At 71.4% G+C, this 25,078-nt stretch carries 26 protein-coding genes; 5 read left to right on the top strand and 21 right to left on the bottom strand.

Annotated features, from left to right (window positions below; genetic code table 11):
* Positions 1 to 13: 13 nt before the first annotated feature.
* Entirely contained in the window at positions 14 to 676 is a 663-nt protein-coding gene (locus M8542_RS42620; protein ID WP_257926084.1) for a DUF1707 SHOCT-like domain-containing protein, read from the bottom strand.
* A 96-nt stretch (positions 677 to 772) separates the two neighbouring features.
* Between M8542_RS42620 and M8542_RS42615 the strand changes: the two genes are divergently transcribed.
* A complete protein-coding gene (locus tag M8542_RS42615; protein ID WP_257926083.1) occupies positions 773 to 1,801 on the top strand; it encodes a hypothetical protein in 1,029 nt (342 codons plus the stop codon).
* Here M8542_RS42615 and M8542_RS42610 read toward each other — a convergent pair whose 3' ends face one another.
* Genes M8542_RS42610 through M8542_RS42600 form a run of 3 tightly spaced genes read right to left on the bottom strand, consistent with a single transcriptional unit; the run spans position 1,802 to position 4,829 of the window.
* Complete coding sequence (locus M8542_RS42610; protein ID WP_257926120.1) at positions 1,802 to 2,434, bottom strand: response regulator; 633 nt, start codon at positions 2,432 to 2,434, stop codon at positions 1,802 to 1,804.
* A gap of 20 nt (positions 2,435 to 2,454) precedes the next feature.
* Positions 2,455 to 3,591, bottom strand: coding sequence for a MacS family sensor histidine kinase (gene macS / locus M8542_RS42605; protein ID WP_257926082.1), 1,137 nt, complete (start codon positions 3,589 to 3,591; stop codon positions 2,455 to 2,457).
* A complete protein-coding gene (locus M8542_RS42600) occupies positions 3,588 to 4,829 on the bottom strand; it encodes an AI-2E family transporter (RefSeq protein ID WP_257926081.1) in 1,242 nt (413 codons plus the stop codon). The genes macS and M8542_RS42600 overlap by 4 nt, the downstream gene beginning before the upstream one ends.
* A gap of 233 nt (positions 4,830 to 5,062) precedes the next feature.
* Here M8542_RS42600 and M8542_RS42595 point away from each other — a divergent pair, with 233 nt between their 5' ends.
* Both M8542_RS42595 and M8542_RS50180 read left to right on the top strand, forming a co-directional pair.
* The gene (locus M8542_RS42595) at positions 5,063 to 5,977 is read left to right on the top strand and encodes a hypothetical protein (RefSeq protein ID WP_257926080.1); all 915 of its coding nucleotides are present in this window, start codon (positions 5,063 to 5,065) and stop codon (positions 5,975 to 5,977) included.
* Between the two features lie 207 nt (positions 5,978 to 6,184).
* Positions 6,185 to 9,382: a beta strand repeat-containing protein gene (locus M8542_RS50180; RefSeq protein ID WP_276587865.1), complete on the top strand. Its 3,198-nt coding sequence runs from the start codon at positions 6,185 to 6,187 to the stop codon at positions 9,380 to 9,382.
* A gap of 180 nt (positions 9,383 to 9,562) precedes the next feature.
* Here the strand turns inward: M8542_RS50180 and M8542_RS42585 are convergent, their stop codons facing one another.
* Entirely contained in the window at positions 9,563 to 10,333 is a 771-nt protein-coding gene (locus M8542_RS42585) for a dioxygenase family protein (protein ID WP_257926079.1), read from the bottom strand.
* 68 nt (positions 10,334 to 10,401) lie between these two features.
* Positions 10,402 to 10,782 carry a MarR family winged helix-turn-helix transcriptional regulator gene (locus M8542_RS42580; RefSeq protein ID WP_257926078.1) on the bottom strand — a complete coding sequence of 127 codons (381 nt, stop codon included), beginning with the start codon at positions 10,780 to 10,782 and terminating at the stop codon, positions 10,402 to 10,404.
* Positions 10,783 to 10,846: 64 nt separating this feature from the next.
* Between M8542_RS42580 and M8542_RS42575 the strand changes: the two genes are divergently transcribed.
* Positions 10,847 to 11,299 carry a MarR family winged helix-turn-helix transcriptional regulator gene (locus M8542_RS42575; protein ID WP_257926077.1) on the top strand — a complete coding sequence of 151 codons (453 nt, stop codon included), beginning with the start codon at positions 10,847 to 10,849 and terminating at the stop codon, positions 11,297 to 11,299.
* Here M8542_RS42575 and M8542_RS42570 read toward each other — a convergent pair.
* The 13 genes from M8542_RS42570 to M8542_RS42510 all read right to left on the bottom strand — a co-directional run bounded on the left by M8542_RS42570 (position 11,281) and on the right by M8542_RS42510 (position 21,535).
* Positions 11,281 to 11,712, bottom strand: a complete 432-nt coding sequence (locus M8542_RS42570) for a DUF2871 domain-containing protein (protein WP_257926076.1) — start codon at positions 11,710 to 11,712, stop codon at positions 11,281 to 11,283. The two genes, M8542_RS42575 and M8542_RS42570, sit on opposite strands and share 19 nt — an antisense overlap.
* Before the next feature lie 48 nt (positions 11,713 to 11,760).
* On the bottom strand, positions 11,761 to 13,170 hold the full coding sequence (gene dnaB, locus M8542_RS42565; protein WP_257926119.1) for a replicative DNA helicase: 1,410 nt from the start codon (positions 13,168 to 13,170) through the stop codon (positions 11,761 to 11,763).
* 517 nt (positions 13,171 to 13,687) lie between these two features.
* Positions 13,688 to 14,479 carry an ESX secretion-associated protein EspG gene (locus M8542_RS42560; RefSeq protein WP_257926075.1) on the bottom strand — a complete coding sequence of 264 codons (792 nt, stop codon included), beginning with the start codon at positions 14,477 to 14,479 and terminating at the stop codon, positions 13,688 to 13,690.
* Between the two features lie 79 nt (positions 14,480 to 14,558).
* The gene (locus tag M8542_RS42555; protein ID WP_257926074.1) at positions 14,559 to 15,926 is read right to left on the bottom strand and encodes a hypothetical protein; all 1,368 of its coding nucleotides are present in this window, start codon (positions 15,924 to 15,926) and stop codon (positions 14,559 to 14,561) included.
* A gap of 1 nt (position 15,927) precedes the next feature.
* The gene (locus tag M8542_RS42550) at positions 15,928 to 16,530 is read right to left on the bottom strand and encodes a DUF3558 domain-containing protein (RefSeq protein ID WP_257926073.1); all 603 of its coding nucleotides are present in this window, start codon (positions 16,528 to 16,530) and stop codon (positions 15,928 to 15,930) included.
* Positions 16,527 to 16,883, bottom strand: coding sequence for a hypothetical protein (locus M8542_RS42545; protein ID WP_257926072.1), 357 nt, complete (start codon positions 16,881 to 16,883; stop codon positions 16,527 to 16,529). Before M8542_RS42545 ends, M8542_RS42550 begins: the two co-directional genes overlap by 4 nt.
* Positions 16,884 to 17,009: 126 nt before the next feature.
* The gene (gene rplI, locus M8542_RS42540) at positions 17,010 to 17,468 is read right to left on the bottom strand and encodes a 50S ribosomal protein L9 (protein WP_257926071.1); all 459 of its coding nucleotides are present in this window, start codon (positions 17,466 to 17,468) and stop codon (positions 17,010 to 17,012) included.
* Positions 17,469 to 17,482: 14 nt separating this feature from the next.
* Complete coding sequence (gene rpsR, locus M8542_RS42535; protein ID WP_003098744.1) at positions 17,483 to 17,731, bottom strand: 30S ribosomal protein S18; 249 nt, start codon at positions 17,729 to 17,731, stop codon at positions 17,483 to 17,485.
* Between the two features lie 43 nt (positions 17,732 to 17,774).
* Entirely contained in the window at positions 17,775 to 18,290 is a 516-nt protein-coding gene (locus M8542_RS42530; protein ID WP_257926070.1) for a single-stranded DNA-binding protein, read from the bottom strand.
* A gap of 17 nt (positions 18,291 to 18,307) precedes the next feature.
* The gene (rpsF, locus tag M8542_RS42525; RefSeq protein ID WP_176173898.1) at positions 18,308 to 18,634 is read right to left on the bottom strand and encodes a 30S ribosomal protein S6; all 327 of its coding nucleotides are present in this window, start codon (positions 18,632 to 18,634) and stop codon (positions 18,308 to 18,310) included.
* Between the two features lie 102 nt (positions 18,635 to 18,736).
* Positions 18,737 to 19,627, bottom strand: a complete 891-nt coding sequence (locus tag M8542_RS42520) for a hypothetical protein (protein WP_257926069.1) — start codon at positions 19,625 to 19,627, stop codon at positions 18,737 to 18,739.
* 82 nt (positions 19,628 to 19,709) lie between these two features.
* Positions 19,710 to 20,612 (bottom strand): hypothetical protein, encoded by a 903-nt coding sequence (locus M8542_RS42515; protein ID WP_257926068.1) that lies wholly within the window; start codon positions 20,610 to 20,612, stop codon positions 19,710 to 19,712.
* Positions 20,613 to 20,734: 122 nt separating this feature from the next.
* Positions 20,735 to 21,535: a hypothetical protein gene (locus tag M8542_RS42510; RefSeq protein WP_257926067.1), complete on the bottom strand. Its 801-nt coding sequence runs from the start codon at positions 21,533 to 21,535 to the stop codon at positions 20,735 to 20,737.
* Positions 21,536 to 21,649: 114 nt separating this feature from the next.
* On the opposite strand from M8542_RS42510, the gene M8542_RS42505 reads away from it, so the two are divergent.
* On the top strand, positions 21,650 to 22,423 hold the full coding sequence (locus tag M8542_RS42505; protein ID WP_257926066.1) for a deoxyribonuclease IV: 774 nt from the start codon (positions 21,650 to 21,652) through the stop codon (positions 22,421 to 22,423).
* Here the strand turns inward: M8542_RS42505 and M8542_RS42500 are convergent.
* Together M8542_RS42500 and M8542_RS42495 are read right to left on the bottom strand one after the other, a co-directional pair.
* A complete protein-coding gene (locus M8542_RS42500; protein ID WP_257926065.1) occupies positions 22,420 to 23,970 on the bottom strand; it encodes a glycosyltransferase family 87 protein in 1,551 nt (516 codons plus the stop codon). The two genes, M8542_RS42505 and M8542_RS42500, sit on opposite strands and share 4 nt — an antisense overlap.
* Positions 23,971 to 24,019: 49 nt before the next feature.
* Positions 24,020 to 25,078 (bottom strand): ROK family transcriptional regulator, encoded by a 1,059-nt coding sequence (locus M8542_RS42495; RefSeq protein ID WP_257926064.1) that lies wholly within the window; start codon positions 25,076 to 25,078, stop codon positions 24,020 to 24,022.

Genomic DNA, 25,078 nt, shown 5'->3' with positions numbered 1-25,078 from the left:
AGAGGGGCCCCGGCTAGCCGAACAACCCCCGCCGGGGGTGCCGGATGACCAGCGAACCGCCGTGGACGCGACCGCTCAGCACGAACCGCGGGTTCCCCATGTGCCCGTTGCTGTGCGTCTTGTCCTCCAGCGAGCCGAACTTGACGTCGGTGATCGAGTTGACGTCCACCGCCGCGTGCTCCGGGATGATCACCTCGACCGAACCCCACTTGGCGTCCAGTTCGATGTGCACCACCGGCGACTGCACCTGCGCCTCGGTGAAGTCGAGCTTCGTCGAGCCGTACTTGTTGCGCACCACCAGCTCGGGCGGCACGATCCACGGCCCGCTGCGGACCAGCGACGAGTACTTCGCGTTGAGCTCGAACCGGCGGCCGGGCGAGTAACCGCCGTAACCCACCGGCGGCGCGTACTGCGGGGCGGGCGCGACGGCGGCCGCGGGGTGGTAGAGCCCGGCGAGGTCGGCCAGCACGGCGTTCAGCTCACCGCGGGTCCGCGACGCGAGCGCGCGGTCGGTGCGCTCGGTGAACTCGTCCAGGTCGATCATCCCGCGGCCGATGGCCTTCTGCAGCACACCGACGACGTGCTCGCGCTCGTCGTCGGAGACCCGGAGATCCCGCTCGCTCAACGGCTTGGTCTCGGTCACCGGTTCCGCCGCCGTCGTCTCTTCCTCGCCCATGGTCACGATGGTAGAACCGGATCTCACCAGGGAGATCGGGGGAAAACCCTGAACGGACCCGTATTCCGCGCCGCCGCGGCCCTCGCGGCGCTCCTCGTGCTGTCCGGGTGCACGGCCGAAGCGCCACCGCCGAGCCCGAGCGCCACGAGCACGCCGCCGACCGCCCCGCCGACCCTGCCGGAAGGCCTCACCGGCGTGCCGGCGACCGGTGGCATCGGCATCACCGCCCTCATCCCCACCACCGGCCCGACCCTGTTCGACGCCGACGGCGGACCCGTCGCGACCCCGCCCGGCTACCCCGGCGGCGACCTGGGGATCAGCGTGGTCCGGGTCGGGACGCACGCCGTCCTGACGGCCTACCCGACGGGGGCCGGCAGCGACGACCCCTTCGAGGTCTTCGCCTACACCGGCCCCGCGAGCCCGCCGCGCTCTCTCGGCCGCGCCTGGTCGGTGGCCCCGGCGGTCGACGGCGAGAGTGTGTGGGTCATCCGGCAGGACGCGCCCGACACCTGCCGGCTGCAGCGCGTCTCCCTCGCCGGCGGCGAGCTCGGCCACGGCCAGTCCGCCAGCTGCCGCACGCAGGTGCGGGCCGGGACCCCGCACGGCCTGCTGATCACCATCAACTCCGGCGTCGCCGAGTCGACGGACGCGCTGATCGACCCGGAGACCGGCCGCACGGTGCAGCAGGCGCCGCGCATCCTCGGCGTCGCCGGCGACCGGATGCTCCTCGACGGCCTCACCGAGTTCACCCTCGTCGACCTGCGGAACAACAGCCGCCGGCAGCTCAGCCGGCCGGTGGTCGCGCGGACGCCCACCGTCGTGCCGTCCCGCGACGGCGGCATCTGGGCCGTCGACTTCGCCAACCCCGCCTACCGCGGCACCAGCACGCAGACCCGCGACCTCTGGCTGCTGCGCCTGGCCGGGCCGGACTGGGAGCACGTCGCCGCGATGCCGTTCGTCACCGAGCACCTCAAGCGCGGTGGCGGGTTCGACTGGTCCGAGGACGGCGACCTGGTGCTCGCCGACGGCGTCCTGGCCGCGTGGCACCCGGGCGAACCGGCCTGGCGGCTGGGCAAGGCGGCGCTGCCGAAGTCGAGCTGGTCGGGCTTCGCCGTGCTGCCGTAGCTACTCCGCGTCGAGGCCGTGTTCGATCGCGTACCGCGCCAGCTCGACACGGTTGTGCAGCTGCAGCTTCCGCAGCGTCGACTGCACGTGGTTCTCCACCGTGCGGTGCGACAACACCAGCCGCTCGGCGATCTGCCGCGCGGTCAGCCCCTTCGCGACCAGGCGCAGGACGTCGGTCTCGCGCTCGGTGAGGCGTGGCGGCTCGGCGTCGCCGGCCGGCGCGTCGGCCATCCGCCGGTACTCGCCGAGCACCAGCCCGGCCAGGCCCGCGGTGAACACCGGGTCGCCGGCCGCGGTCCGGTGCACCGCGTCCACCAGCTCGGCCGCGGACGCCGACTTGACCAGGTACCCGGACGCGCCGGCCTTCACCGCTTCCAGGACGTCCTTGTGCTCGCCGCTCGCGGACAGCACCAGCACCTTCGTCGACGGCAGCGCCGCGGTGATCTCGCGGGTGGCGTCCACCCCGGACGTGCTGCCCAGGTTCAGGTCCATCAGCACGACGTCGGGCTGGACGGTCCGCGCGATCCGCAGCGCGGCGTCGGCGTCCGGTGCGGTCGCCCGCACGTCGAAGCCGTGTTCGGTCAGGTCGCGGGCCACCCCGTCGCGCCACATCGGGTGGTCGTCGACGACCATCACCGAGATCCGCTCCTCGCTCACTTCGCACCCCTCGTGCTCGGCACCTTGACCTCCCACTCGGTGCCCCGGCCGGGCCCGGTGTCGAGGGCCGCGCTCCCGCCGAGGTCGCGCACCCTCCCCCGGATGGATTCCACCACACCGAGGTGGCCTTCCGCGGCCGCTCGCTCGAGAACTCCGTCCGGAATGCCCGGTCCGTCGTCGCGGATGCTCACCACCACCTCGGCGCCGAGGTCCTCCAGCAGCACCCACGCCTGCGCGCCGGGGCCCGCGTGCTTCTCGACGTTCGAGAGCGCTTCGCGGGTGACGGCGACGAGCTCGTCGGTGACGTGGGACGGCAGCTCGACGTCGTCGGCCGGGGTCGAGACCTGCACCGACGAGGTCGCCAGCAGCTGCAGCGCGGCACGCAAGCTCGTCGTGCCGCGGTCGTTCGGCGTCAGCGGCTCGGTCGTCACCAGCGACCGCAGCGCGATCTCCTGCTCGCCGGCCAGCCGGGCCAGCACGGCCGCCTCGCCGCCGACCTCGTTGCCGCGCTTGCGGACCCGGGCGAGCACCTGCAGCACGCTGTCGTGGATCGACCGGGCCAGCCGCTCCCGCTCGGCCGTCGCCGCTTCCTTCCGCAGCGCCTGCTCCAGCCGCGCCGCGGACCGGCGACCCATCGTCGCGGCCATCCCGACCAGCAGCCCGGCGGCCGCGAGCAGGACGCCGTCGCGGGCCACGTCGAGGTCGAACTTGTCCCGCGCCAGCCCGGTCGCCACGCCGACGACCAGCCCGGCCAGCACCCCGCCACCCGCGCCGAACCGCGCGCCCGCGGCGACCGGCGGCACGGCCGCCCACACCGTGGTGATCAGCGGGACGTTCAGCGCGAACTGCATGTCGCTCAGCACCCACGGCGAGCTCAGCAGCAGCGCGGTGGTGAACACGAGGTCGAAGACGACCAGCGCCGGCGGCCGCGTCCGCTCGCGCAGGTAGAGGAAGCTGCTGACGACCGACCACACGGCCATCACGCCGAGGATCGTCCAGGCCAGCCACTCACGCTGGTAGTACCGGCTCTGGACGACCACCGTCGCGCAGGCGAACCCCCAGGTGAGCACGCGGAACGCGAGCACGCCACGCCACATCGGCGTGATCGGGTCGGGTGTCCGCGCGGCGGTCACGACTTGCCGGAGCGCTTCGGCGGCTCGGCCGTCGACCCGTCGGCTTCTTCCTCGCCGACCGTGGCGATCTCGGCCTTCGGCCCGCCGGGCTCGGCGTCGTTGGGCTGCGCGGCCTGATCCTTCAGGACGTCCACCTGGGCCGGGTCCGGATTGGTCTCGTGCAGCAGCGACCGGACGCCGGCGTTCAGCACCGCGAGCAGCGGCACGGCCAGCAGCGCGCCGGCGATCCCGCCCGCGACCAGGCCGGCGGTGATGGCCAGGACCACGGCGAGCGGGTGCAGCTTGACCGCGCGGCCCAGCAGCAGCGGCTGCAGGATGTGGCTCTCCAGCTGCATCACGCCGATCACGATGGCCAGCACGATCACCGCGCCGATGAACCCGTTGGTCACCAGCGCGATCAGCACCGCGACGCCGCCGGTGATGACGGCGCCGATGATCGGGATGAACGCGCCGATGAACACCAGTGTCGCGAGCGGGATCACCAGCGGCACACCCATGATCCACAAGCCGACGCCGATGCCGACCGCGTCGACCACGGCCACCGCCGCCGTCGCGCGCACGTAGCTGACCAGCGACGCGAACCCGCGGCGCCCGGCGACGTCGACCCGGTTGCGGACCCGGCGGGGCACCGCGCGGACCAGGAACGTCCAGATGCCATCGCCGCCGCTGAGGAAGAAGATCGTGATGAACAGCGTCAGCAGGAAGCCGGTGAGGATCTCGCCGACGGTGCTCGCGGTGGTCAGCGCGGTCGTCGTGATCGAGGCCTGGTTGTTCTGGATGAACCCGATGGCCTGGTTGATGAAGTCCTGGATCTGTTCCTGGCGCAGGTGCGGCGGCCCGAAGAGGAGCCAGTTCTTGATCTGGTCGAGGCTCGCGTTCACCTGCTGCTGCAGCTGCGGCAGGCCGGAGGAGAACTGCGTGATGACGAACGTCAGCAGCCCGCCCAGCACGGCCAGCCCGGCGACCAGCACGATCGCCGTCGCCAGCCCGCGGGGGAACCGCACCGCCACCAGCTTCTGCACCGCCGGCGCGAGCAGCGCCGAGACGAGCAGCGCGATGGACAGCGGGATGACGACCACCGACAGGTACCCGATCACCCAGACCACGGCGTACAGCGCGGCGACCACCACGATGAACCGCCACGCCAGCGCCGCGCTGATGCGCAGGCCCCGGGGGATCAGCCCGGTGATGTCCTCGTGCTCCGGCAGGAACGGGTCTTCGCGTCGCGCGTGGCTCACGTCGCTCACCGTACTGGCAAGTCCGCCCGATTCGGCCGCTTTCCGAGAGCCGAGTCCGACACGCTGGGCGGCCAGCCGTGATCACCCAACGTGAAAGCCGATCGCACGCTGTGTTCTTCACACGATGGGGGCATCAAGTCGTGTCGAGGATGCGAGCCGTGTCGCGGATTTGGTTAGGTCGCTCTCGCAACGGCACATCGCCGGACTTCCACCGAGCACCAGGAGATGCACCAGTGGCCGACCACGCGACGAACGAGGGGCAGGGCGCCAAGCGCGCCGGCCGCTTCGTGTCGCGTGCGCTGCTGGTGCTGGGTGGCGCCGTCGCCGGCACCGCCGCCGCGTGGCTGGTCTCCGGCGCGACCGCGTCGGCCGACACCGTCGAGGTGGGCACCGCCCCGATCGCCGACGCCGCAAGCGGCAGCCTCGGCGACGTGAACACCGGCGCGACGGACGCGGCGAACGACGTCGCCACCTCGGACTGCGCGCAGGCCGCCACGTCCTGGAGCCAGCCGTGCGCCCGCGTCCTCGGGCACGAGGTCTCCGACCGCGTCAGCGACTCGGTCTCGGACCTCGCCGAAGACGCCGTCGTGAGCCCGGCGCACCGGACCCTCGGCGCGGTCGAGCACATCGTCCGCAAGCCGCAGGACACCCGCCAGGTCCTCGAGCAGACCTTCACCCCCGAGCCGGCCCACGACGTCCTGGGGCTGCTCGACCCGGCCGGCCACGGCGACCTGGTTTCGCTCCCGGGCGTCGCCCCGGTCGAGCCGGCACCGGTCACCACCGGCATCGGCCAGGCCACGGACTCGGTCGCCGTCTCGACCGTCCAGCTCCCCGCCGCGTTGCGAGCCGCGCTCGCGATGCCGACGGGTCTTCAGCACGACGAAGGCACCGGTGCCGCGGAAGACTCCCGCGACTCCCACCGTGACCTGCCGTCGCCGCTGACCCCGGTGCAGCTTCCGGTCGCACCGTCCGTCCCCACCGCCCCGGGTGGCAGCACTGCCCCCGGTGGTCACCTCGACGGCCTCAACTTCGGCGTCCCGTTCTGGACGACCGAAGCCGTCGACACCGCCGTCGCGGCCATGAGCCGCGCCGGCCTGCGCACCATCGTGCGCACCCCGGGCGAGCAGCCCGGCGTCACTCCTGACTGAACACCTCCCTTCACGGGTCGCTGACGCGCCCGAGCCCGTCTTCTTCTGACGGCTCCTGCGTCCGCGGATTTCCCGTGACACGGCGGTGCGCTTTTGTGCGCCCGCACGAAGTTCCTTCCCCTCGGTGCGGCTCGGACCCCGTTTCGAATTCGACGAGCGCACCCCCATAAGCCCGCAAGGGAACCCGAAATAAAGGAGAAAAACCCCATGCAGACGTGGGCAAAGCGCGGACTCCAGACCGCACTTGTCACGGGTGGGTTGCTGATGCTGGGCACCGGCATCGCCTCGGCTGACGAGAACGTCAACCCCGACACCCCGGCCTCGCCGCTCGACCTGAACGTCACGGTTCCGATCCAGGAAGCCAACAACGCGGTCGGCACCCCCTTCGGCCAGCTGGACCTGCCCGCCGGGCAGACGGAGCTGAGCGCGAAGCCGGTCACCCAGGCGGCGAACCAGGCTGCCCAGCAGCTCGACGAGGCCAGCCCGATCAGCCAGAGCACCCTCGGCGGTGTCACCAAGGCCGACGGCGCGGGCGCCTTCACCCCGAGCCACAACAACCTCAAGGGCAACAAGGTCACGGGCGACGTCGTCGTCCCGATCCAGATCGTGGACAACGCGGTCGGCGTGCTCGGCGACGCGACCGTCCAGGGTGGCGACCACACCCAGACCTGGGACCACAACCAGGACATCGCGACCACCGGTGAGGACTCGAGCCTCGCGGGCAACGCGGTCGCCCTCGACTGGGCGCTTCCCGTGCAGATCGCCGGCAACGGCGGCGGCGTGGCCGGCGGCACCGGCCGCGTGACCGGTGGCTCGGCCAGCCAGAGCGCCACCGAGACCGGGGACGTCGACACCAACGGCGACGGCTCGGCCCTCTCCGGCAACGTGGTGGCGGGCCAGTTCGCCACCCCGGTCCAGGTGACCGGCAACGCGGCGTCGTACCTGCTCGGCAACGGGCAGAGCCACGGCTACTCGGCCGACACCATCGCCACCTCCGGCGGCTCGCTGTTCAGCTCCGGCGACCAGGCGAGCGGCTCCGGCAACGTGGTCGGCGCGCCGATCGCCCTGCCGGTCAAGTTCAACTGCAACTCGGGCGCCGTGTGGGGCTCGCTGTCGAACTCCGACGGCTGCAACACCTCCGCCGACGCCACCGCCGGGGACACCCGCGAGGGCAGCCTCGGCATCCCGACCTACGTCGAGACCAGCGGCAACGACTCGTTCCTGTCGGGCAACGGCGGGGCCGCCTCGCTGTCCCCGATCGCGAACGTCGCGGGTGTCGCGGGCTCGTGGATCGGCAACGCCACGGCGGGCATCCCCGAGACCGGCAGCTCCTCCAGCACGGTCGACTCGGGTGGCTTCGTCAAGACCGCCGGTGACGACGCGAGCGGCTCGGGCAACGTCCTGAACCCGTCGGTCGCGCTGCCGGTCGAGGCCTTCGGCATCGGTGGCACCTACATCGGCCAGGCCAACGCCGCGCACGACAACACCACCGACGCGAACGCCGGCAACGGCAGCTACACCCGGGGCAACGGCTCCGTGCTCGGCGGCAACATCGTCAACACCCAGACCGCGGGCGCGCCCGAGGTCTTCGGCATCGGCGGCAGCCACATCGGCAACGCGTCCGGCACGGCGACCGAGGACAAGACGGTCACCGCCGGGGCGTACGACGGCACCCAGGGCGACAACTCGTCCGGCTCGGGCAACGTCGTGCAGGTGCCGGTCGGCCTGCCCGCCGAGGTCTTCGGCGTGGGCGGCTCGTTCATCGGCCAGGGCTCCGGCTCGGCCGACGAGACCAAGGTCGTCTCCGGCGGCGGCGGTGGCAGCACCCACGACGACAACGGCTTCCTGAGCTCGAACCTGGGCACCGTGCCGGCTTCGCTGCCGGTGCAGGTCGCCAACATCGGTGGCGCGTTCGTCGGCCAGGGCCACGGCAAGGGCTCGACCGACACGACGTCCAACGCGGGCGGCGACGTCACGGCGAACGGCCCCGCCGGCGCCGGCGCCGGCAACATCATCGAGGCCCCGGTCTCGCTCCCGGTGCTGGCCGCCGGCAGCGGTGCCGCCCTCGCGGGCATCGGCACCGGTGAGAACGACAACATCACCGACTCCTCGGCGGGCGGCGACGCCCTCACCGACGGCCAGGACGGTGCGCTGACCGGCAACATCGTGAAGGCCCCGGTCGCGGGTGCCGCGCAGCTGTTCAGCGACGGTGTCGCGGGCGCGGCCCTCGGCTCCGGCCAGGGCACGAGCGACACGGTTTCGCAGGCGGGCGGCGACGCCACCACCAACGGTGACCGCGGCTCGGTGGCCGGCAACATCATCGGCGCCGACGCGCTGCCGGTGGCGCAGATCTTCGGCGACGCTGTCAGCGCCGCGGGTGTCGCGCACGGCATGGGCATGAACACGACGTCCGTGGAGAACGCGGGCGACGACACCACCTCCGGTGTCGAGGGCGCCATCTCCGGCAATATCCTCGACATCCCGGCCACGGCGATCGCGCAGCTGTTCGGCGACGCGGTGACCGTGGGCGGCGTCGCGCACGCCGTCGGCGACAACTCGCTGACCACGGAGAACGGCGGCGAGCCGACCACCGAGGGTGACGGGTCCAGCCTGTCGGGGTACAACTTCTACCACGACGTCGTGGCCCCGGTGCAGATCTTCGGCGTGCCCCTCGAGGTGCTCGGGGTGGCCACCGCGGACGCGACCGACATGACGAGCATCAACGGGGAAGCCGCCGAGGCGGCCGACGCGATCGCGAACCCGGTCGAGGGTTCGGAGCTGGGCGCGGGCGAGCTGCCCTCGCTGACCGGGCTCGCCAGTGGCCTGCCGACGGCGGGGCTGCCCACCCAGGGCCTGCCCGCGCTGCCGACCGCCGCGCCGCTCGGTGCCGAGCGCGCCGACCTGCCGACCGGTGGCGGTAACCCGCTGGCCGGGCTGACCCAGCTGGCGCACCTGGGCGCCATCCCGGCGATGCCGAAGCCGGCCCTGCCCAACACCGCGGCGCTGCCCGCGGTGACCGGGCTGTCGGCGCTGGGTGGCCACACCCAGCGTGCGGACCTGCCGACCGCGGGTCTGCCGATCGCGGCCCCGGCGCTGCCGGCCGTCCCGGCCCTGGGCGCCCTGCCCGGCGCCGGCGCCGAGCGTGCGGACCTGCCGACCGCGGGCCTGCCCGTCGCGCTGCCGACGCTGCCCGCCCTCGGTGGCGTCCCGGCGCTGCCGGTCGCGCTCCCGGTGACCCCGGCCCTGCCGGCCACCCCGGCGCTGCCGGCCACCCCGGCCCTGCCGGTGAACGCCAAGCTGCCGGTGCTGGACAGCGCGGCCCCGGCCGCGCAGGTCCCGGCGATGTCGGGCCTGGACTCCACCGGCTTCCTCGCGAAGCTGCTGGGCCTGGTCAAGCGCAAGTAGTTCCCGACGCCGGGCGGGTCCAGCCAGGGCCCGCCCGGCCGCACTGCCCCGCCAGGCCTTCCACCGCGCCGCGAGGTTTCCTCGCACGGAAGGCCTGACGACCGAAGGAAGCTCTCCTTCCCTGGAGAGGACGAACCCCGAGCGCCGTACCCGGTGCTCGGGGTTCGTTCGTGTCCGGGGTCAGGAGAACTGCAGGGACCGCTTCGCCAGGCCGTGCCAGAAGCCGTCGATCACCGTGCGCCCGGACCCTTCGTCCGAGCTGGCGCCGAGGGAGACGAACAGCGGCGCGAAGTGCTCGATCCGCGGGTGCGCGAGTGCTGGGGCCGGCGCCTTGTGCTGGAAGTCGAGCAGCGCGTCGACGTCACCGGCACGCACGACCTCGTCGCCCCAGTGGTCGAACTCGGCCGACCACGCCGGCGGCGTCCCGTCGGTGGCGCGGGCCATGCCGCTGAGGTTGTGGGTGAAGAAGCCGCTGCCGATGATCAGCACGCCTTCGTAGCGCAGCGGCGCGAGCTTGCGGCCGAGGTCGAACAGCTCCCGCGGGTCGAGCGAGGGCATCGAGACCTGCAGCACCGGGATGTCGGCGTCGGGGTACATCTCGACGAGCGGCACGTAGGCGCCGTGGTCGAGGCCGCGCTCCGGCGCGTCGTGCACCGGGGTGTCTGTTGAGCGAAGCAGCTTCCGCACCTTCGCCGCCAGCTCCGGCGCGCCCGGTGCTTCGTACTTCACCTGGTAGTAGCGGTCGGGGAAGCCCCAGAAGTCGTAGACCAGCGGCACGGTCGTCGTGGCCGCGATGGTCAGCGGGGCCTCCTCCCAGTGCGCCGACACGACCAGGATCGCGCGGGGCTTCGGCAGGTCGGCGGACCAGCCGGCGAGCTGACGGGTCCAGGTGGCGTCGTCGGCGAGCGGCGGCGCTCCGTGGCTGAGGTAGAGGACCGGGGTGCGGGTCATCGACGGCTCCAGTTATTGAAAGTTCAACTACTAGAGTACCTGACGCCCGCGCGTCCCGGGATATTCCGTCAGCCGGCTTCGAGGTTGGCCGCGCAGCGCTCCAAGGTGCGGATCGTCGTGCGGTAGTCGTCGTCGCTGACGCCGTCGGTCACGGCGGTGCGGAAGGCCTGGACGCGCGCCTCGACCCGGGCATGCGCTTCGCGGCCGGCGTCGGTCAGCTCGCCGCTTTCGGAGACCCAGCCGCGGGCCCGGAGGTCAGCCAACTGGCCGGCGGTCGCGCCGAACGGGGCCAGGGCCGCGTCGACCTCCTCCGGTGTGCGGGCGCCATGGGCGATCGTGTTGAGTACCTGCCAATGCCGGCGGGTCAGCGACTCCGTGTCGAGGGCGCGCGTCATGGAGGATTCGAGAAGCTCGTGGACGTGGCGCAGCCACCAGCCGAGGGGTTTCATGAGAACTCCGATGTCTGTGAACAATTACATGTAAAAGTACATGCAGTTCTGAGGTGGAGCAACCATGACGGACGCGGTGGCCGACGTCGAGCGAGCGATGATCGCCATCCGCCGCAGCCAGCAGCGGCGGGCACTGAGCCGGATCGGCAAGGCCCGCGGCCAGGGCGCGCACGACCCGGTGCACGAGCTGCTCGACGTCGTCGAGGAGCTGACCGAACGCGGCGAGCCCAGCACGGTGACCGCGTTGAGCGCGGCGATGGGCGTGGACCAGCCACGCGCCAGCCGGCTGGTGGCCCGCGCGGTCGAGCAGGGGCTGCTGCGGCGCGAAGCGGACCAGCGCGACGGACGACGGGCCGTGCTCGTGCCGACCGAAGCCGGTCAGGCCCACCTCGACGAGCTGCACACGTTCCGCCGCTCGGTGTTCGCCGAGGTGATGGCGGACTGGCCGGCCGAAGACCGCGAGAACTTCGGCCGGCTCCTCACCGCGTTCGTCCGCGGCTACAGCTCGCTGGGCTGATCGGCCTTGGCCTTGGCGGGGATCAGCTTCGTGAGCGTGACGAACAGCAGGATCAGCCCTGCGGTCAGCAGGATGTGGCCGAGCCCGGCGATCCCGGCGATGGCGGCCCCGCTGTCCCGGCCGAGCACGGTCAACGTGCCGTGCAGGATCATCATGCCGACGGTCACGGCCAACCCGGCGTTGTAGATCCAGTAGAACCACCGGAAGAGCCGGTGGGTGGTCAGTGCGAACAGCTTTTCCAGCGCCAGCACGATGAGGAAGAACAACATCCCCAGCGCGAGCAGGTGGGTGTGGACGGTCGAAAGCTGCGTGTCGCCGGTGAAGTCGTTGGCCTTGGTCAGTTCGCGGTAGTACAGGCCGCTCACCACGCCGAGGATCATGTAGACGTGCGCGGTGTTGAGGATCATTCTCATGCCCGCGGACCATAACGGGCCGTGGGCCGGCCGGCCGGGGGTTTTCGGTCAGTCGTGTGAAAGGTCCACGAACCGGCTGTAGTGCAGCTGGTGGGCGACGGTGATCGTCGCCGTCGGGCCGGCTCGGTGCTTGGCGATGATCAGGTCCGCCTCGCCCGCGCGGGGGTCGTCGCGCTCCCAGGCGTCCGGGCGGTTGACCAGGATGACGAGGTCGGCGTCCTGCTCCAGCGAGCCGGACTCACGCAGGTCGGACAGCATCGGGCGCTTGTCCGTGCGCTGCTCGGGACCACGGTTCAGCTGGCTGATCGCGATCACCGGGACCTCGATCTCCTTGGCCAGCAGCTTCATCTGCCGGGAGAACTCCGAGACTTCCTGCTGCCGCGACTCGACGCGCTTGCCGGACGTCATCAGCTGGAGGTAGTCGAGGACGACGAGCTTGAGGTCGTTGCGCTGCTTCAGCCGCCGGGCCTTCGCGCGGATCTCCATCATCGTCATGTTCGGGGAGTCGTCGACGAACAGCGGCGCCTCGGAGACCTCGCTCATCCGGCGGGCCAGCCGCGTCCAGTCGTCGTCGGACATCTTGCCGCCGCGCATGTCGGCGAGGCGGATCTTCGCCTCGGCCGAGAGCATGCGCATGACGATCTCGGTCCGGCTCATTTCCAGCGAGAAGATGACGCTGGTCATGCCGTGCCGGATCGACGCCGACCGCGCGAAGTCCAGGCCGAGTGTCGACTTACCGACACCGGGCCGGGCCGCAACGATGATCATCTGCCCGGGGTGCAGGCCGTTGGTCAGCTCGTCGAAGTCGGTGAACCCGGTCGGGATGCCCTGGGACTGGCCGCCGCGCGAGGCGATGGCGTCGATCTCGTCCATCGTCGGCTGCAGCAGCTCTTCCAGCGCGACGTAGTCCTCGCTGGTCCGGCGCTCGGTGACGTCGTAGATCGCGGCCTGCGCGCGGTCGACGACCTCGTCGATGTTCGCGCCGTCGGCCGCGGCCGCGCCGTAGCCGTACTGCACGATCCGGGTGCCCGCCTCGACCAGCCGGCGCAGCACCGCCTTCTCCGCGACGATCTCGGCGTAGTAGCCCGCGTTCGCCGCGGTCGGCACCGTCGCGATCAGCGTGTGCAGGTACGGCGCGCCGCCGACGCGGCCCAGCTCCCCGCGACGCTCCAGCTCGGCCGAGATGGTGATCGGGTCCGCCGGCTCGCCGCGGCCGTAGAGGTCGAGGATGCAGTCGTAGATCGCCTGGTGCGCGGGCTTGTAGAAGTCGTCGGGGCCGAGGGCCTCGATGACGTCGGCGACCGCGTCCTTCGACAGCAGCATGCCGCCGAGCACGGACTGCTCGGCCGCGATGTCCTGCGGCGGCTGGCGGTCGAACCCGCCACCCCCCGGACCGGGGTCACTCGGACCCGGGTCGGACTCCGCGTACATCGGACTGCGGTCGTCGGTCAGCGCCACCGCCCCGGACACCTCCTTGTCATATCGAACACTGTCGTGTCGAACACTCGTTCGAGTATGCCGGATCTTCGCTCTCGAAGCACGCGGCTCGGTCCGCGTCACCCGGCTGCGGGCCCGCCTCCGATGATCGGCGACAACGTCCGTCAGCTGTCGTAGACACGCGGAGCGCCACCGTGAGTACAGGCCCGAGCGGGCACGCTAGATCCCCCGGAAGGCCGAAGGCAATTCAGCATGGGGACCCATCTGTGGACAACCTGGGGATGAATGGGGGTAACCAGTCACAGGTGCCGCCGCAGCTGTGGACAAGTTGGGGACAAGCGTGATCGGCTTCCAAGAACACGCAGGTCAGGGGCTGTGAACAAGGTGTGGAGAACTTGCCGAAAACTCGTGCGGCGTGTCGCGCGAAGTCCGTTGTTCGGCGTGTCGTGGACCAGCCGGAACCCATTGAACCGAGCGGCCTGTGGATGAATATCACGGAGGGTAGAGGCGTTACCCGGTGGGCTGAACGGCCGACACTTCAGGCGGCGGTGAGCCGGCCCTGTGCGCTGCGTAACCGATCGGCGAGAACGCGCTGGTCGGCCGGGGTGAAGGCGATCCGGCTCTCGCCACGTCCCGGTACCTCTTCGGTCAGCCATCGGCCTTCCGAGGTATCGATGTAGTTCACCGGACGTTCGATGCGCTGCCACCCGCCGGTCCGGCTGCGGGCCGCGACGTAGAGACTGCCGCTCCCCATTCGGCGCAACGCGAGGATCCGGCGGAGCTCTTCGACCTCCTGCGAGCCCTCGGCCGGCCGGTCGTTGCGGAGCACCGCGTACCCGCCGCCGTCTTCGCCACGAGCCGTGCCTTCGATCTGGCTCTTCGGCGCCGCGAGCGGCGTGCCGCGCCCGGGCGCCAGCTTCGGGATCTGGCCCAGGAAGTCGTCGAGCAGCTCACCGGGTCGCGAGGACTCCAGCACGACGACGTCCAGCTCCTCGTGCTTGGCCAGCACGAACGCCTCGCCACCGGCGCTGCCGGCGAGCAGCCGGTAGCTGACCGGCTTGCCCTGGAACCCGCCGTCGACCCAGCCGTAGTACTCCAGCTGCGGCCGGGCGACGGCTTCGATCGTCGCGACGAAGCCGGGGTGCATGCCGCGCGGGCCGAACAGGCCCGCCTTGGCGAGCTCGGCGTTGACCCGCTCGTCCTCGGCGCGCTGGGCTTCCTCGCTGTACCAGGTCGGCGTCTCGGCCAGCACGGTGTGCGGCTCGCCGCCCCGGCGCCGGATCAGGTTGATCAGGGTGCCGGTCGTGAGGGTGACCTGCCTGTCCAGCACCGCTCTTCCTCCTGGAAAAGATCAGCTCGATGAACCCGGGCGCGCTCATCTTGGCACGCGCCCGGCGGTGAAGACCGCGTTACTCGCCGATGACCGGCGGGGCGGTCAGCTCGTCGGTGCCGAAGATGTCGTTCGGGTCGTCGCCGAGCAGGTACTTCGACGTGCGTTCCTCGTCGCCGCCACCTTGGCCCTTCGCGCCGTGCCCCATGCCGCCCATGCCACCCATCCCGGTGGCGCCGCGGCCGGCCGCCGCGCCGCCCGCGCCCATCGCCCCGCCACCGGCGCCCATGCCGCCCCGGCCCGCGCCGGCCGAACCCGCGCCACCGGGCAGCGACGCGCCGGTCGAGCCGCCGGGCCCGAAGCCCGCGCCGCCACCCGGGCCGAAGCCCGCGGTCGGGTCGCCGATGCCGCCGGACCCGCCGGGCCCGAAGCCGCTGCCACCGCCGCCACCGGGGACGGAGAAGTTCGGCGTGCTGCCCGGGCCGAAGCCGGGCATCCCCGGCAGGTCCGAAGGCGACAAGCCCGAGGAATGGGTGCCGTCGTCGAAGTTCGGCGGCGTGTAGTTGCCGCCGCCCGGCAGCTTCGACGGGTCGTAGCTGCCGCTCGGGACCTTCGACGGGTCGAAGTTCGGCGGGGTGTAGTTGCCGCCGCCGGGCACCTTCGACGGGTCGAAGCTGCCGCCGGGGATGTTCGGCGGCTGGCCGTTGAACGACGGGACGCCGCCCGCGCCCGGCATGTTCACGCCGCCCGGCCCGGTGCCGGGCGCGCCACCGCGCTCGCCGCCGCCGTCGTCGGACCCGTTGCCGTTCTTGTCGCCCGGCTTCTTCTTGCCGTCCTTGCCGTTGTCGACGTTGACGTTCTCCTGCTGCCCCTTCAGCGCGGAGTACGTCGGCATGTTCTGGCCGTTGTCGTTGCTCGCCTTGTAGTAGGTGTTGAAGGCGTCGACGTTGGCCTGGCCCTTGGTGTTGTAGTCGCGGATCGCGCGGTCGGTGTCGGTCGTCCACGGCGTGATCGCGTTGAGCAGGTTGTTCTTCGGCGGGTCCTTCGGGACCTCCTGGACCTGCGCGTGCACCGTGGTGAACGCGTTGTTCTGTTCGCCGAGGTACTTGTCGGAGTCGGTCAGCTTGGTGCCCGAGTCCTCCATCCACACCCGCAGCGGGTGCGCGCCGGCGTTCTGCGCCGCGTCGGAGCCGCCGCCGGTCCAGGCCGCGTCCATGTCCTTGGCCAGGCCGTCGATGGTGGTGAGCCGGTCGGAGTAGGCGCCCTTCAGCCGGCTCGCCGCCGCCTGCCCGTTCTGGATCGAGCCGGTGCCGGGACCGGTGGTGATCTGGTGCCAGATGTCGTAGCAGTCGATCTTGCGGTCGCCCTGCTGCGAAGTGTGGTCGTCGGAGTGCGTGGTCGCCATGTTGTACGCGGCGAACCCGCCGAGCAGCACCAGCTCCAGCATCTCAGCCCTCCTTCAAGGTCGAGATCATCGCCTCGCCGAACTTCTGCGCCACCGAGCACGGGTCGGCCGCGCCGGCGCCGTGGTCGTACTGGACCAGGATGTTGACCGTCAGCTCGTCGGTCACCGCGACGAACAGGCCGCACTTGCCGTTCTTGCGGTCGTCCAGTGCCGCGGCGTAGACGACCGGGTACCCGCCGGCCTGGGTCTCTTCGAAGTAGGCGTCGTTCCCCTTGGTGTCGTAGACGTCCTGGAGCCCGTTCTTGTTCGCCGTCACCGTGGTCACGTCGATCTGGTTGCCCGGGTCGGCGGCTTCCTGGAACGTGCAGCTCGGGCCGTTCGACGTGCTGCGCGACGAGCCGTCGCCGAGACCCAGCGAAGAGCGGCCGTCCCCGTTGATGGTGTTGCAGGCGTCGGACGTGATGTTCGCGGTGTTCAGCGGCTCCGGCACGCGCGGCGCGGAGTCGGCCGCGGATCGCGACGTCTCGCTGCTGCCGGAGTCCGCGGTCGGCTCCGGGTTGGGGGTGCCCCGGGTCTTGCCGGCGCAGCCGGCGAGGGCGAGCACGGCGAAGGCCAGTGCCGGAACGGCGAGGAGTCGTCGGTTCACGTGGCCTGGTTCCCCGTCTTCGAAAGGTCGGCCCGGGTGTCCGACTCCTTGGTGGTGATCTTCTGCTTCGCGGCGGTCAGGGCGTCGATGTAGTTCTTGACGTACTCCTGCATCTTGGAGTTCTGCTCGAGGAACGCCTTGCCGGACGGGTTCGCGAGCTTCTCCCAGTCGCCGCTGGCGAACTCCTTGCCGGGCGCCTTGACGTTCGCCATCAGGTTGGCGTCGTCGTAGTCGCGCTTCAGGTCGGCCTGGAGGTCCTGCCACTTCTTGATGACGGCGTCGATCTTGTCGGCGTCGAACGTGAAGCCGCCACCGCCACCGGCCGGCGCGGACATGTTGACCTCGTTACCCATCCGGATCCATCCCCTTCGCGTCCCCGCCCATTCTCCTCCGACGGCGGCTTCGTGTCCGGGGTTCCCCCCGAAACGCGTGAAGGCGGGCCGCTCACCAGGAGCGACCCGCCTTCCACGAACTGCGTGTTACTGCGAGGCCTTGACCTCGAGCCGCACGTCGACCTTCACGTCCGGGTGCAGCCGGGCGCCGACCGAGTGCTTGCCGACCGTCTTGATGTGGTCGCGCAGCTCGATGACACGCTTGTCGAGCAGCGGGCCACCGGCCGCCTTGATCGCGTCGACGATCTCGCCGGCGGTGATCGAACCGAAGAGCTTCTTCGAGCCCTCGGCCGCCTTGCCGGTGAGCTGAATGGCGCCGAGGCCCTCCAGCGTCGCCTTGATCTCCTTGGCGTGGTCGAGGTCGCGGATGCGACGGCTCTCCTGCGCGCGCTGGATGGTGCGGACGTTCTTCTCCGCGCCCTTGGAGGCCACGATCGCGTAGCCCCGCGGGAGCAGGTAGTTGCGCGCGTAACCGTCCTTGACCTCGACGATGTCGCCAGGGCCGCCCAGGTTGGCCACGTCCGTGGTGAGGATGATCTTCGCCATGTCTGTGCCCTCCCTTAGCGCGCGGTCGAGGTGTAGGGCAGCAGCGCCATCTCACGGGAGTTCTTGACCGCGATGGCGATGTCACGCTGGTGCTGGCTGCAGTTGCCGGTGACGCGACGGGCACGGATCTTGCCGCGGTCGGAGATGTACTTCCGCAGCAGGTTGGTGTCCTTGTAGTCGATCAGCTCCGGGCGGCCCTTCTTCTCGGCCTTGCAGAACACGCAGACCTTCTTCTTGGGCTTGCGAATGGGTGGCTTGGCCACTGTCTACTCCTGGTAATTCAAATCTGTGTGGATGTGTACGAGATCAGAAGGGGGGCTCGTCCGAGAAGCCGCCGCCACCGCCGCTGCTCGCGGCCGGCGCGGAACCCCACGGGTCGTCGGCGGGAGCACCGCCGCCACCGCGGTTCCCACCGCCACCGCCGCCGCCGCCGAAGTCACCACCGCCGCCGCCACCGCGGCTGACCTTGTTGACCTTCGCCGTGGCGTAACGCAGCGAGGGGCCGATCTCGTCGACCTCGAGCTCGACGACGGTGCGCTTCTCGCCTTCCTTCGTCTCGAACGAACGCTGCTTCAAGCGGCCCTGCACGACGACGCGGGCGCCGCGGGTCAGGGACTCGGCGACGTTCTCCGCCGCCTGGCGCCAGATGTTGCAGCGCAGGAACAGCGCCTCGCCGTCCTTCCACTCGCCGGACTGCCGGTCGAGGGTGCGCGGGGTGGACGCGACCGTGAAGTTCGCGACCGCCGCACCGGACGGGGTGAAGCGCAGTTCCGGGTCGGACGTCAGGTTGCCGACCACCGTGATGACGGTGTCTCCAGCCATCGGGGTTCCCCTCGGGCTCAGGCCTTGGCGGCTGCGGGCTTGGCCGCGGCGCGCTTGACCTCGCGACGCATGACCTTGGTGCGGAGCACGGTCTCCTGCAGCGACAGCTGGCGGTCCAGCTCCTTCACCGCGTCCGAAGACGAGTTCAGGTCGAGCAGGGCGTAGATGCCCTCGGCGTGCTTCTTGATCTCGTACGAAAGGCGGCGGCGGCCCCAGACGTCGACCTTCTCCACGGAACCGCCCGAAGTGCGGATCACGTTGAGGAAGTTGTCCAGCGTGGGGGCGACCGTGCGCTCGTCGAGCGTGGGGTCCAGGATGACCATTACCTCGTAATGGCGTGACACAACCACTCACCTCCTATGGGCTCGCGGCCACGGACTGTCCGTGGCAGGAGGGTTTGTCCAGGTAAGGCTACCTGGGGGTGCTTCCGGGGCCGGACGGCGGGGTCAGCTCGCGCGGCGCAGGACCCAGGTGCGCACGAGTCCGGCGGTGACGCCGGCGAGGATGATCACGGCGAGCAGCATCGGCAGCTGGACGTCGCTGCCCGCGCTGTTCGAAGCGAGCGACTGCGCGTTGCCCGCGTCGCGGATGTCGACGCCCTGACCGCTCTGGTCGCCCTGGCCGGCCTGCGGCGCGGAGGCGTCGCCGGGGAGGGTGCCGTTGGCCGGATAGCGGGCACCGGGCGCGACGGCCGTGCCGGCGGTCGCGGTCGGGATGCCGCCGTAGTCGCGCATCGGCGCGCTGCCACCCGTGCCGCCGGTGGTGCCGGGGTTCAGGTTGGAGAGGTTGCCGGTGCTGCCGCCGGGGACGGTGCCGGTGCCGCCCGGCGTGGTGCCGGTGCCGCCGGTGCCCGGCTGCCCGGGCGCGACGTAGTTGGTGGCGATGGTGGTGAGGCCGCAGCCCTTGGCGACGTTGGCCGAGATCGCATTGAGCACCTCGGTCTTGGTGCCCTCGATCAGGCCGAGGTGATCGGCCCCCTTGAGGGCGGTCGCGACCGTGCTGCCGATCGCGGAGCCGGCGATCGTGCCACCGGCCGCGTTGGGCACCTGGCCGACGGTCAGCGCGCCCTTGCCCGCGATCGTGTCGGCGATGGAGTTCGGCCACACCGTCGCGAGAGTCCAGAGGTGGGTGTTCACGTAGTCCTGCGCGCCCTTGCGGACCAGTTCCTTCACCGAGGTGCCCTGGACCGCGACCGAGTCGCCCATGTTGCCGTTCACCGAGCCCGAGCAGGTGCCCGCGAGCGTCGTCGCGGCCGAGGCCGTGCCCGCGGAGAGGAACGCGCTACCGGTCACGAAGGCGGCAAGGGCGGTCACGGTCAAGAACTTCCGCACGAGCACTGTCCTCCAGAGACTTACGGGGGCGTCGTTCCCTGCAAGAGGGTCAACGAAGGCGATACGTGAAAGATACTCGGCAGTCGGGTCAATTCGCAGCGGCCATTCGGCGGAGCACCCAAGTGCGGACGAGGCCCGCACTGACTCCGGAGAGTGCCAGCACCGCGATCAGCAGCGGCAGGTTCGACCCGTTCGTGAAACCGCCCGATGCGGACGGTAGCGCCTCGGCCTGGCCGGCCGTCTGGATGCCCGCGTTGCCGGACGACGCTGTGCCGTCCGGGCCGTTGAGGCCGTACTGCGGCGCGTACCCCGGGATCTGGCTGCCGTACCGGATCGCCGGTGACGGCGTGAACAACCCGGCCGTCGCGAAGGGGATGCCGCTGTAGTCGCGCATCGGCGCGTAGCCCGTGCCGAGGGTGAACGGGAAGCCGCCGAACGCCGGGCTGCCCGAGAAGCCGGGGAGCAGCGGGCTGTTCGCTTCGGGGATGCCCGTGCCGCCCGCCGGGGTGCCGCCCTGCGGCGCGCCCCCGGTCCCGCCCTGGGCCGGTGGCTGCTGCTGGTTGCCACCGGTACCCGGCGACTGCTGCTTGCCGCCACCGGTCACCGCGCTCAGCCCCTGCTGTGCGCCGCTGGTCAGGCCTTCGACCCCCTGGTTGACCGCGCTGGCCGCCGGGGCGCCGATCACCGGGACCGGGGCGACGACCGCGTCCACCACGTGGACGGTGACGTTGCAGAGCGTGCCGAGGAGGGCGTTGATCGTTCCGGTCAGCACCTTGGTGCCTTCGGTGACCACGCCCAGGTTGAGCGGGATGCCGAGCAGCGGAGTGGTGCCCTTGACGGTGTCGCCGGGCTTGGCGTCCACGGTGCTGCCGCAGGGCACGGTCTTCGTCTCGGCCGCCGAGGCGTTTCCGGGCAGGCCGAGCACGGCCGAACCGGCCAGGACGAACGCCGTCGCTCCGACCGCCGTTGCCCTCCGTGTCCGTTCGCCCATGCTGGTTGCCCCTTGTCTGTCGGCCTCTCCCCAGGACAACGACGTTAAGGCACCCGAGTGACGCCCGCTCGCTCAGAAATGTCCGGCATTCGAGTGGAAGCGGGCGTGACCCTGGGTGAACCTCAGGCGGGCTTCCGGCGGATCCAGGCCCGGACGAGCGCCGCCGCGACGATCGCCAGCGCCAGCACGGCGAGCAGCATCGGCAGCTTCGCCGGCGGTGTGACGCCGGGCAGCGCCTCCGCGGTGCCGGACTTCTGCTCGTCGACCGTCGGGACTTCCTGGCCGGGGATGATCTGCGCGATCACCGGCGCCTGCACCAGGCTGCCGGGCAGCAGGGAGGCGTTGCTGAAGATGCCCGAAATGGCGTCGCCCGGCAGGCCGGCGCCACCGGGGCCGGTGGTGACCGGGCCGGTGCTGTCGCCGGGCGGGGTCTGGCCCGGGGGTGTCTGTCCCGGCGGGGTCGGCGGGGTCGGCGGCGCGGGCGGGGCCGGGTTCGGCGGGATCGGCAGCGGCGGCAGCTCCCCCGCCACACCCTGGGTCACGTCGCCGACGGTGTTCACCACGCCCTGCGCGACCGGGCAGACGCCCTTGGCCGCCGCGTCGCCGACCACCGGCACGTCGCCGACGCCGAGCGCCCGCACCGTGTCGCCGACCGGGAGGGTGAGCAGCGGCGCCGAGCCGTTGGTGTTCTTCGCGCTGGAGTCGAGGCCGACCGTGAGCCGGTTCGGGGCGTTCAGCGGGGCACCCGCGTCGAGCACCAGGCCCGTCTTCGCGTCGCGGGCCTGGCCGTTCTGCAGGGTGGCCGCGCAGTCACCGCCGAGGGTCGGGCTGGGGTCGGCGCTCGCCACGCCCGGCATCGCCAGCGCGGCCGACGCGGCGACGGTGAACCCCAGTGCGGTGATCCGGGCGACGTGCTTCCCCATCGATGCCCTCCGGCAGTCGGACCAATCTGGATCACGGAACGCGCTCACGGTACTCCACGAGCGTCACCAAGCGGTCCCGCAGGGGAAAAGAGAACCCGGAGTAGCGTGCTCGCCATGCTGATTGGCGCCCATGTCCGTGACGACGACCCGTTGACCGCGGTCGCCGAGCGCAAAGCCGACGTCGTCCAGTTCTTCCTCTCGGACCCGCAGGGCTGGAAGGCCCCGAAGCCACACCCCCACGGCGAGGCCATCGCGGCCGACCCCGTCGAGGTGTTCATCCACTCTCCCTACCTCATCAACGTGGCTTCGCTGAACAACCGGATCCGCATCCCATCCCGTAAGAACGTCACGCAGCACGCGGACGGCGCCGCGGCGATCGGCGCGAAGGGCCTGATCGTGCACGGCGGGCACATCGGGGAGAAGGACGACGTCGAGGCCGGCCTCGACAACTGGCGCAAGCTCTTCGAGCGCGAGCAGGAGAAGGGCGGCTTCAAGGTCCCGATCCTGATCGAGAACACCGCCGGCGGCGAGAACGCGATGACCCGCGACCTCGAGGTGATCGCGCGGCTGTGGGACAAGGTCGGCGAGTTCGGCGCCGGGTTCTGCCTGGACACCTGCCACGCGTTCGCCGCGGGCTGGGACCTCGCGACCGCCGTCGAGAAGGTCAAGGGCATCACCGGCCGGATCGACCTCGTGCACCTCAACAACTCCCGCGACGAGTTCGGCTCGACCCGGGACCGGCACGCCAACGTCGTCGAGGGCGAAGGCACCATCGACCCGGACGTGCTGGTCGAGGTCGCCCGCGCCGCGGGCGCGCCGGTCGTCGTCGAGACGCCGGCCGACGGCCAGGCCACCGACATCGCCTACCTGCGGGAAAAGCTGGGTTAAGCGGCCACGGCCTTCCGGCGGCGCCGGACGGCGTTCGGGACGATCACGTCCCGGGCGCCGTCGAGGAAGCCGCCGGCCGGGTCGTCGTCGCCGTCGGCGCGCACGAGGTCGGTCGCCGGCCGGTAGATCTCGCGGACCACCAGCACGCACAGCGCGGCGACGGCGAGGTCGCGGACCACGACGGTGCCGAGGAACCAGCCCTCGGGTAGGCCCTTGTGGTCGACGCCGAGGTAGTAGAACATCCGCGGCACCCAGACCAGCGCGTCGAGCAGCATCCAGCCGAGCAGCAGCCGCCAGCGCGGGATCGCCAGCACGGCCAGCGGCACCAGCCACAGCGAGTACTGCGGGCTCCACACCTTGTTCGTCAGCAGGAACGCGGCCACGACGAGGAACGCGAGCTGGCCGACGCGCGGCCTTCGCGGCGCCGCGAGCGCGAGGTACGCGATGCCCGCGCAGCAGGCCAGGAACAGCACGGCCACGGTGAGGTTCAGGTACGTCGGCGACTGGTTCTTCTGCAGGACGCCGTCGAAGCCGGCCCAGCCGGTGGTGTAGGAGATGACGTTGTAGAGCGAGTCCGGGTCCATCGGCCGCAGCGTGTTCATCCGGAAGAACTCCCACCACCCGCGGGTCGCGGTGAGGATGAACGGCGCGTTCACCGCCACCCACGTCACGACGGTGGCGGCCGCGGTCTTCCAGAACGGCGTCAGCTTCCCCGCGCGCAGGCACAGGAAGAACAGCACGCCGAGCAGGAACAGCGGGTAGAGCTTCGCCGTCGCGCCCAGGCCGAGCAGCAGCCCGGCGAGCAGGGGTTTCTTGCGTGCCCAGGCGAGCAGGCCGGTCGCGGTGAACGCGGTCGCGATCGCGTCGAAGTTCGTGAACGCGTGCACCAGCACCAGCGGCGAGATCGCCACCAGCACCATGTCCCACGGCCGGCGTTTCACCGTCCGCCCGGTCGCCCACACGGTGACCAGCCAGGCCATGGCCAGGAAGAGCGCGGTGATGTCGAAGTAGATGGCCACCGGCAGCCCGCCCGGCAGCCAGCCGGCTTCGGCGACTGCGTACCAGCCGGCCGCGAGCTTCGCGTTCGCCCACTGGAAGAGCCCGGTGAACACCGGGTACTCCATGTACCGGGTGTTGTTCTCCGCGGTCTGCGAGCTCTCCTTCCACGACGTGTAGTACGGGAAGGTGCCCGGCCGGTCGAGCCGCTCGGAGCTGTAGAGCGGCACGATGTCGGAGTAGCACATCGCGACGAACGGACGGCCCGCGCGCCAGTCGAGCTGGGTCGCGCCGCTGGAGTCCTGGTACTGCTGGATGCAGGAGCCCTTGCCGAACCAGCAGAGCATCAGCGCGAGGGTGGCCAGCAGCAGGCCGACGCGCTGCGGCGACCAGAACCAGTGCCTGCCGACGGCCGCGTGCTCACCCAGCGGACCGCCGACGGGTCTGGTGACCGCCGCCGCGAGGGGCTCGTTCCAGCTCGGCACGACCCGTTCCGCCCGGGTCAGCGTCACGGGGCCGGGTTCCGGCTCGCGCGTGGTCTCCTCTGGCACGACTGCGGATGTTAGCGGTGATCGCCACGCGCCGAGGTGAAGCCGTCGATCATGCCGGATTCGCGTAGTACGAGGCCAGGACCTCGGCGGCCGCCCCGAGCGTGACGATCTCTTCCCCGAAGGAGTCTTCGACGACCTCGATGCGTTGCCAGTGCGGCAGGGGCAGCAGCTCTTCGAGCCGCGCCGAGACGGCGTCGCGGTGGACGTCCGGTTCGTCCCGCACCGCGCGTCCGGCCAGCACGATCCGCTCCAGGTCCAGCACCTGGACGAGGTCGGCGAGGCCGATGCCGAGGAAGCCGGCGGCGGCCCGCGTGTCCGGCGCCTGCTTCGCCATGATCTCGACGCAGCCCCGCCGCCCGCAGGCGCAGACCGGCCCGTCGTAGGCGATGGTGGTGTGCCCGAACTCACCCGCGTTGGTCCGCGGGCCGCGGTAGAGCCGCCCGTCGATCAGCAGGCCGACGCCGATGCCGGTGCCCACCAGCACCACCGCCGTCGCGGTCGGCTCGCCGTGCGGCCACAGCTGGGCGAACGCGGCGGCGTTGGTGTCCTTGTCGAGCAGCACCGGCAGCCCGGTGCGCTTCTCGAGCAGGTCGCGCAGGGGGACGTCGTGCCAGCCGGGCATGCTCGTCGCGTCGCGGACCAGCCCCGCGATGTGGTCCAGCGGGCCGACGCAGCCGAGGCCGAGGCCGAGCACGTCGAAGCCGTCCGCGAGCTCGAGCGCGGTGGCGCCGATGGCTTCGACGGCCTGCTCGGGCGTGAAACCGACCGGGAGCGGGCCGCCGGCCGTCTCCTCGACCTCGCCGATGAGGTTGGTGCGCAGCACGCGGAACTCGTCGCGGTCGAGGCGCGCGCCGAGCGAGTGCCGCGCGCCGGCGCGGATGGTCAGCTGCGTGCGGGGCTTGCCCACGCCCGCCGACGGCTGACGCTGCTCGTCCAGCAGGCCGGCGTCGAGGAGTTCGGGCACGATCTTGGAGACGGCCTGCTGCGTGAGCCCGGTGCGTTCGGCGAGCTCGACGCGGCTGAGGCCGCCGGCGCGCAGGATGTGGGTGAGCAGGAGGGCACGGTTGTGCTCGCGCACGTTGCGCAGGTTCACCCCGGTGTCCGCCAT

The sequence above is a fragment of the Amycolatopsis iheyensis genome (assembly GCF_024703995.1).
Classification (GTDB): Bacteria; Actinomycetota; Actinomycetes; order Mycobacteriales; family Pseudonocardiaceae; genus Amycolatopsis; species Amycolatopsis iheyensis.
Note: the sequence above shows the minus strand (reverse complement) of the source record. Positions and strands in the feature narration are given on the sequence as shown.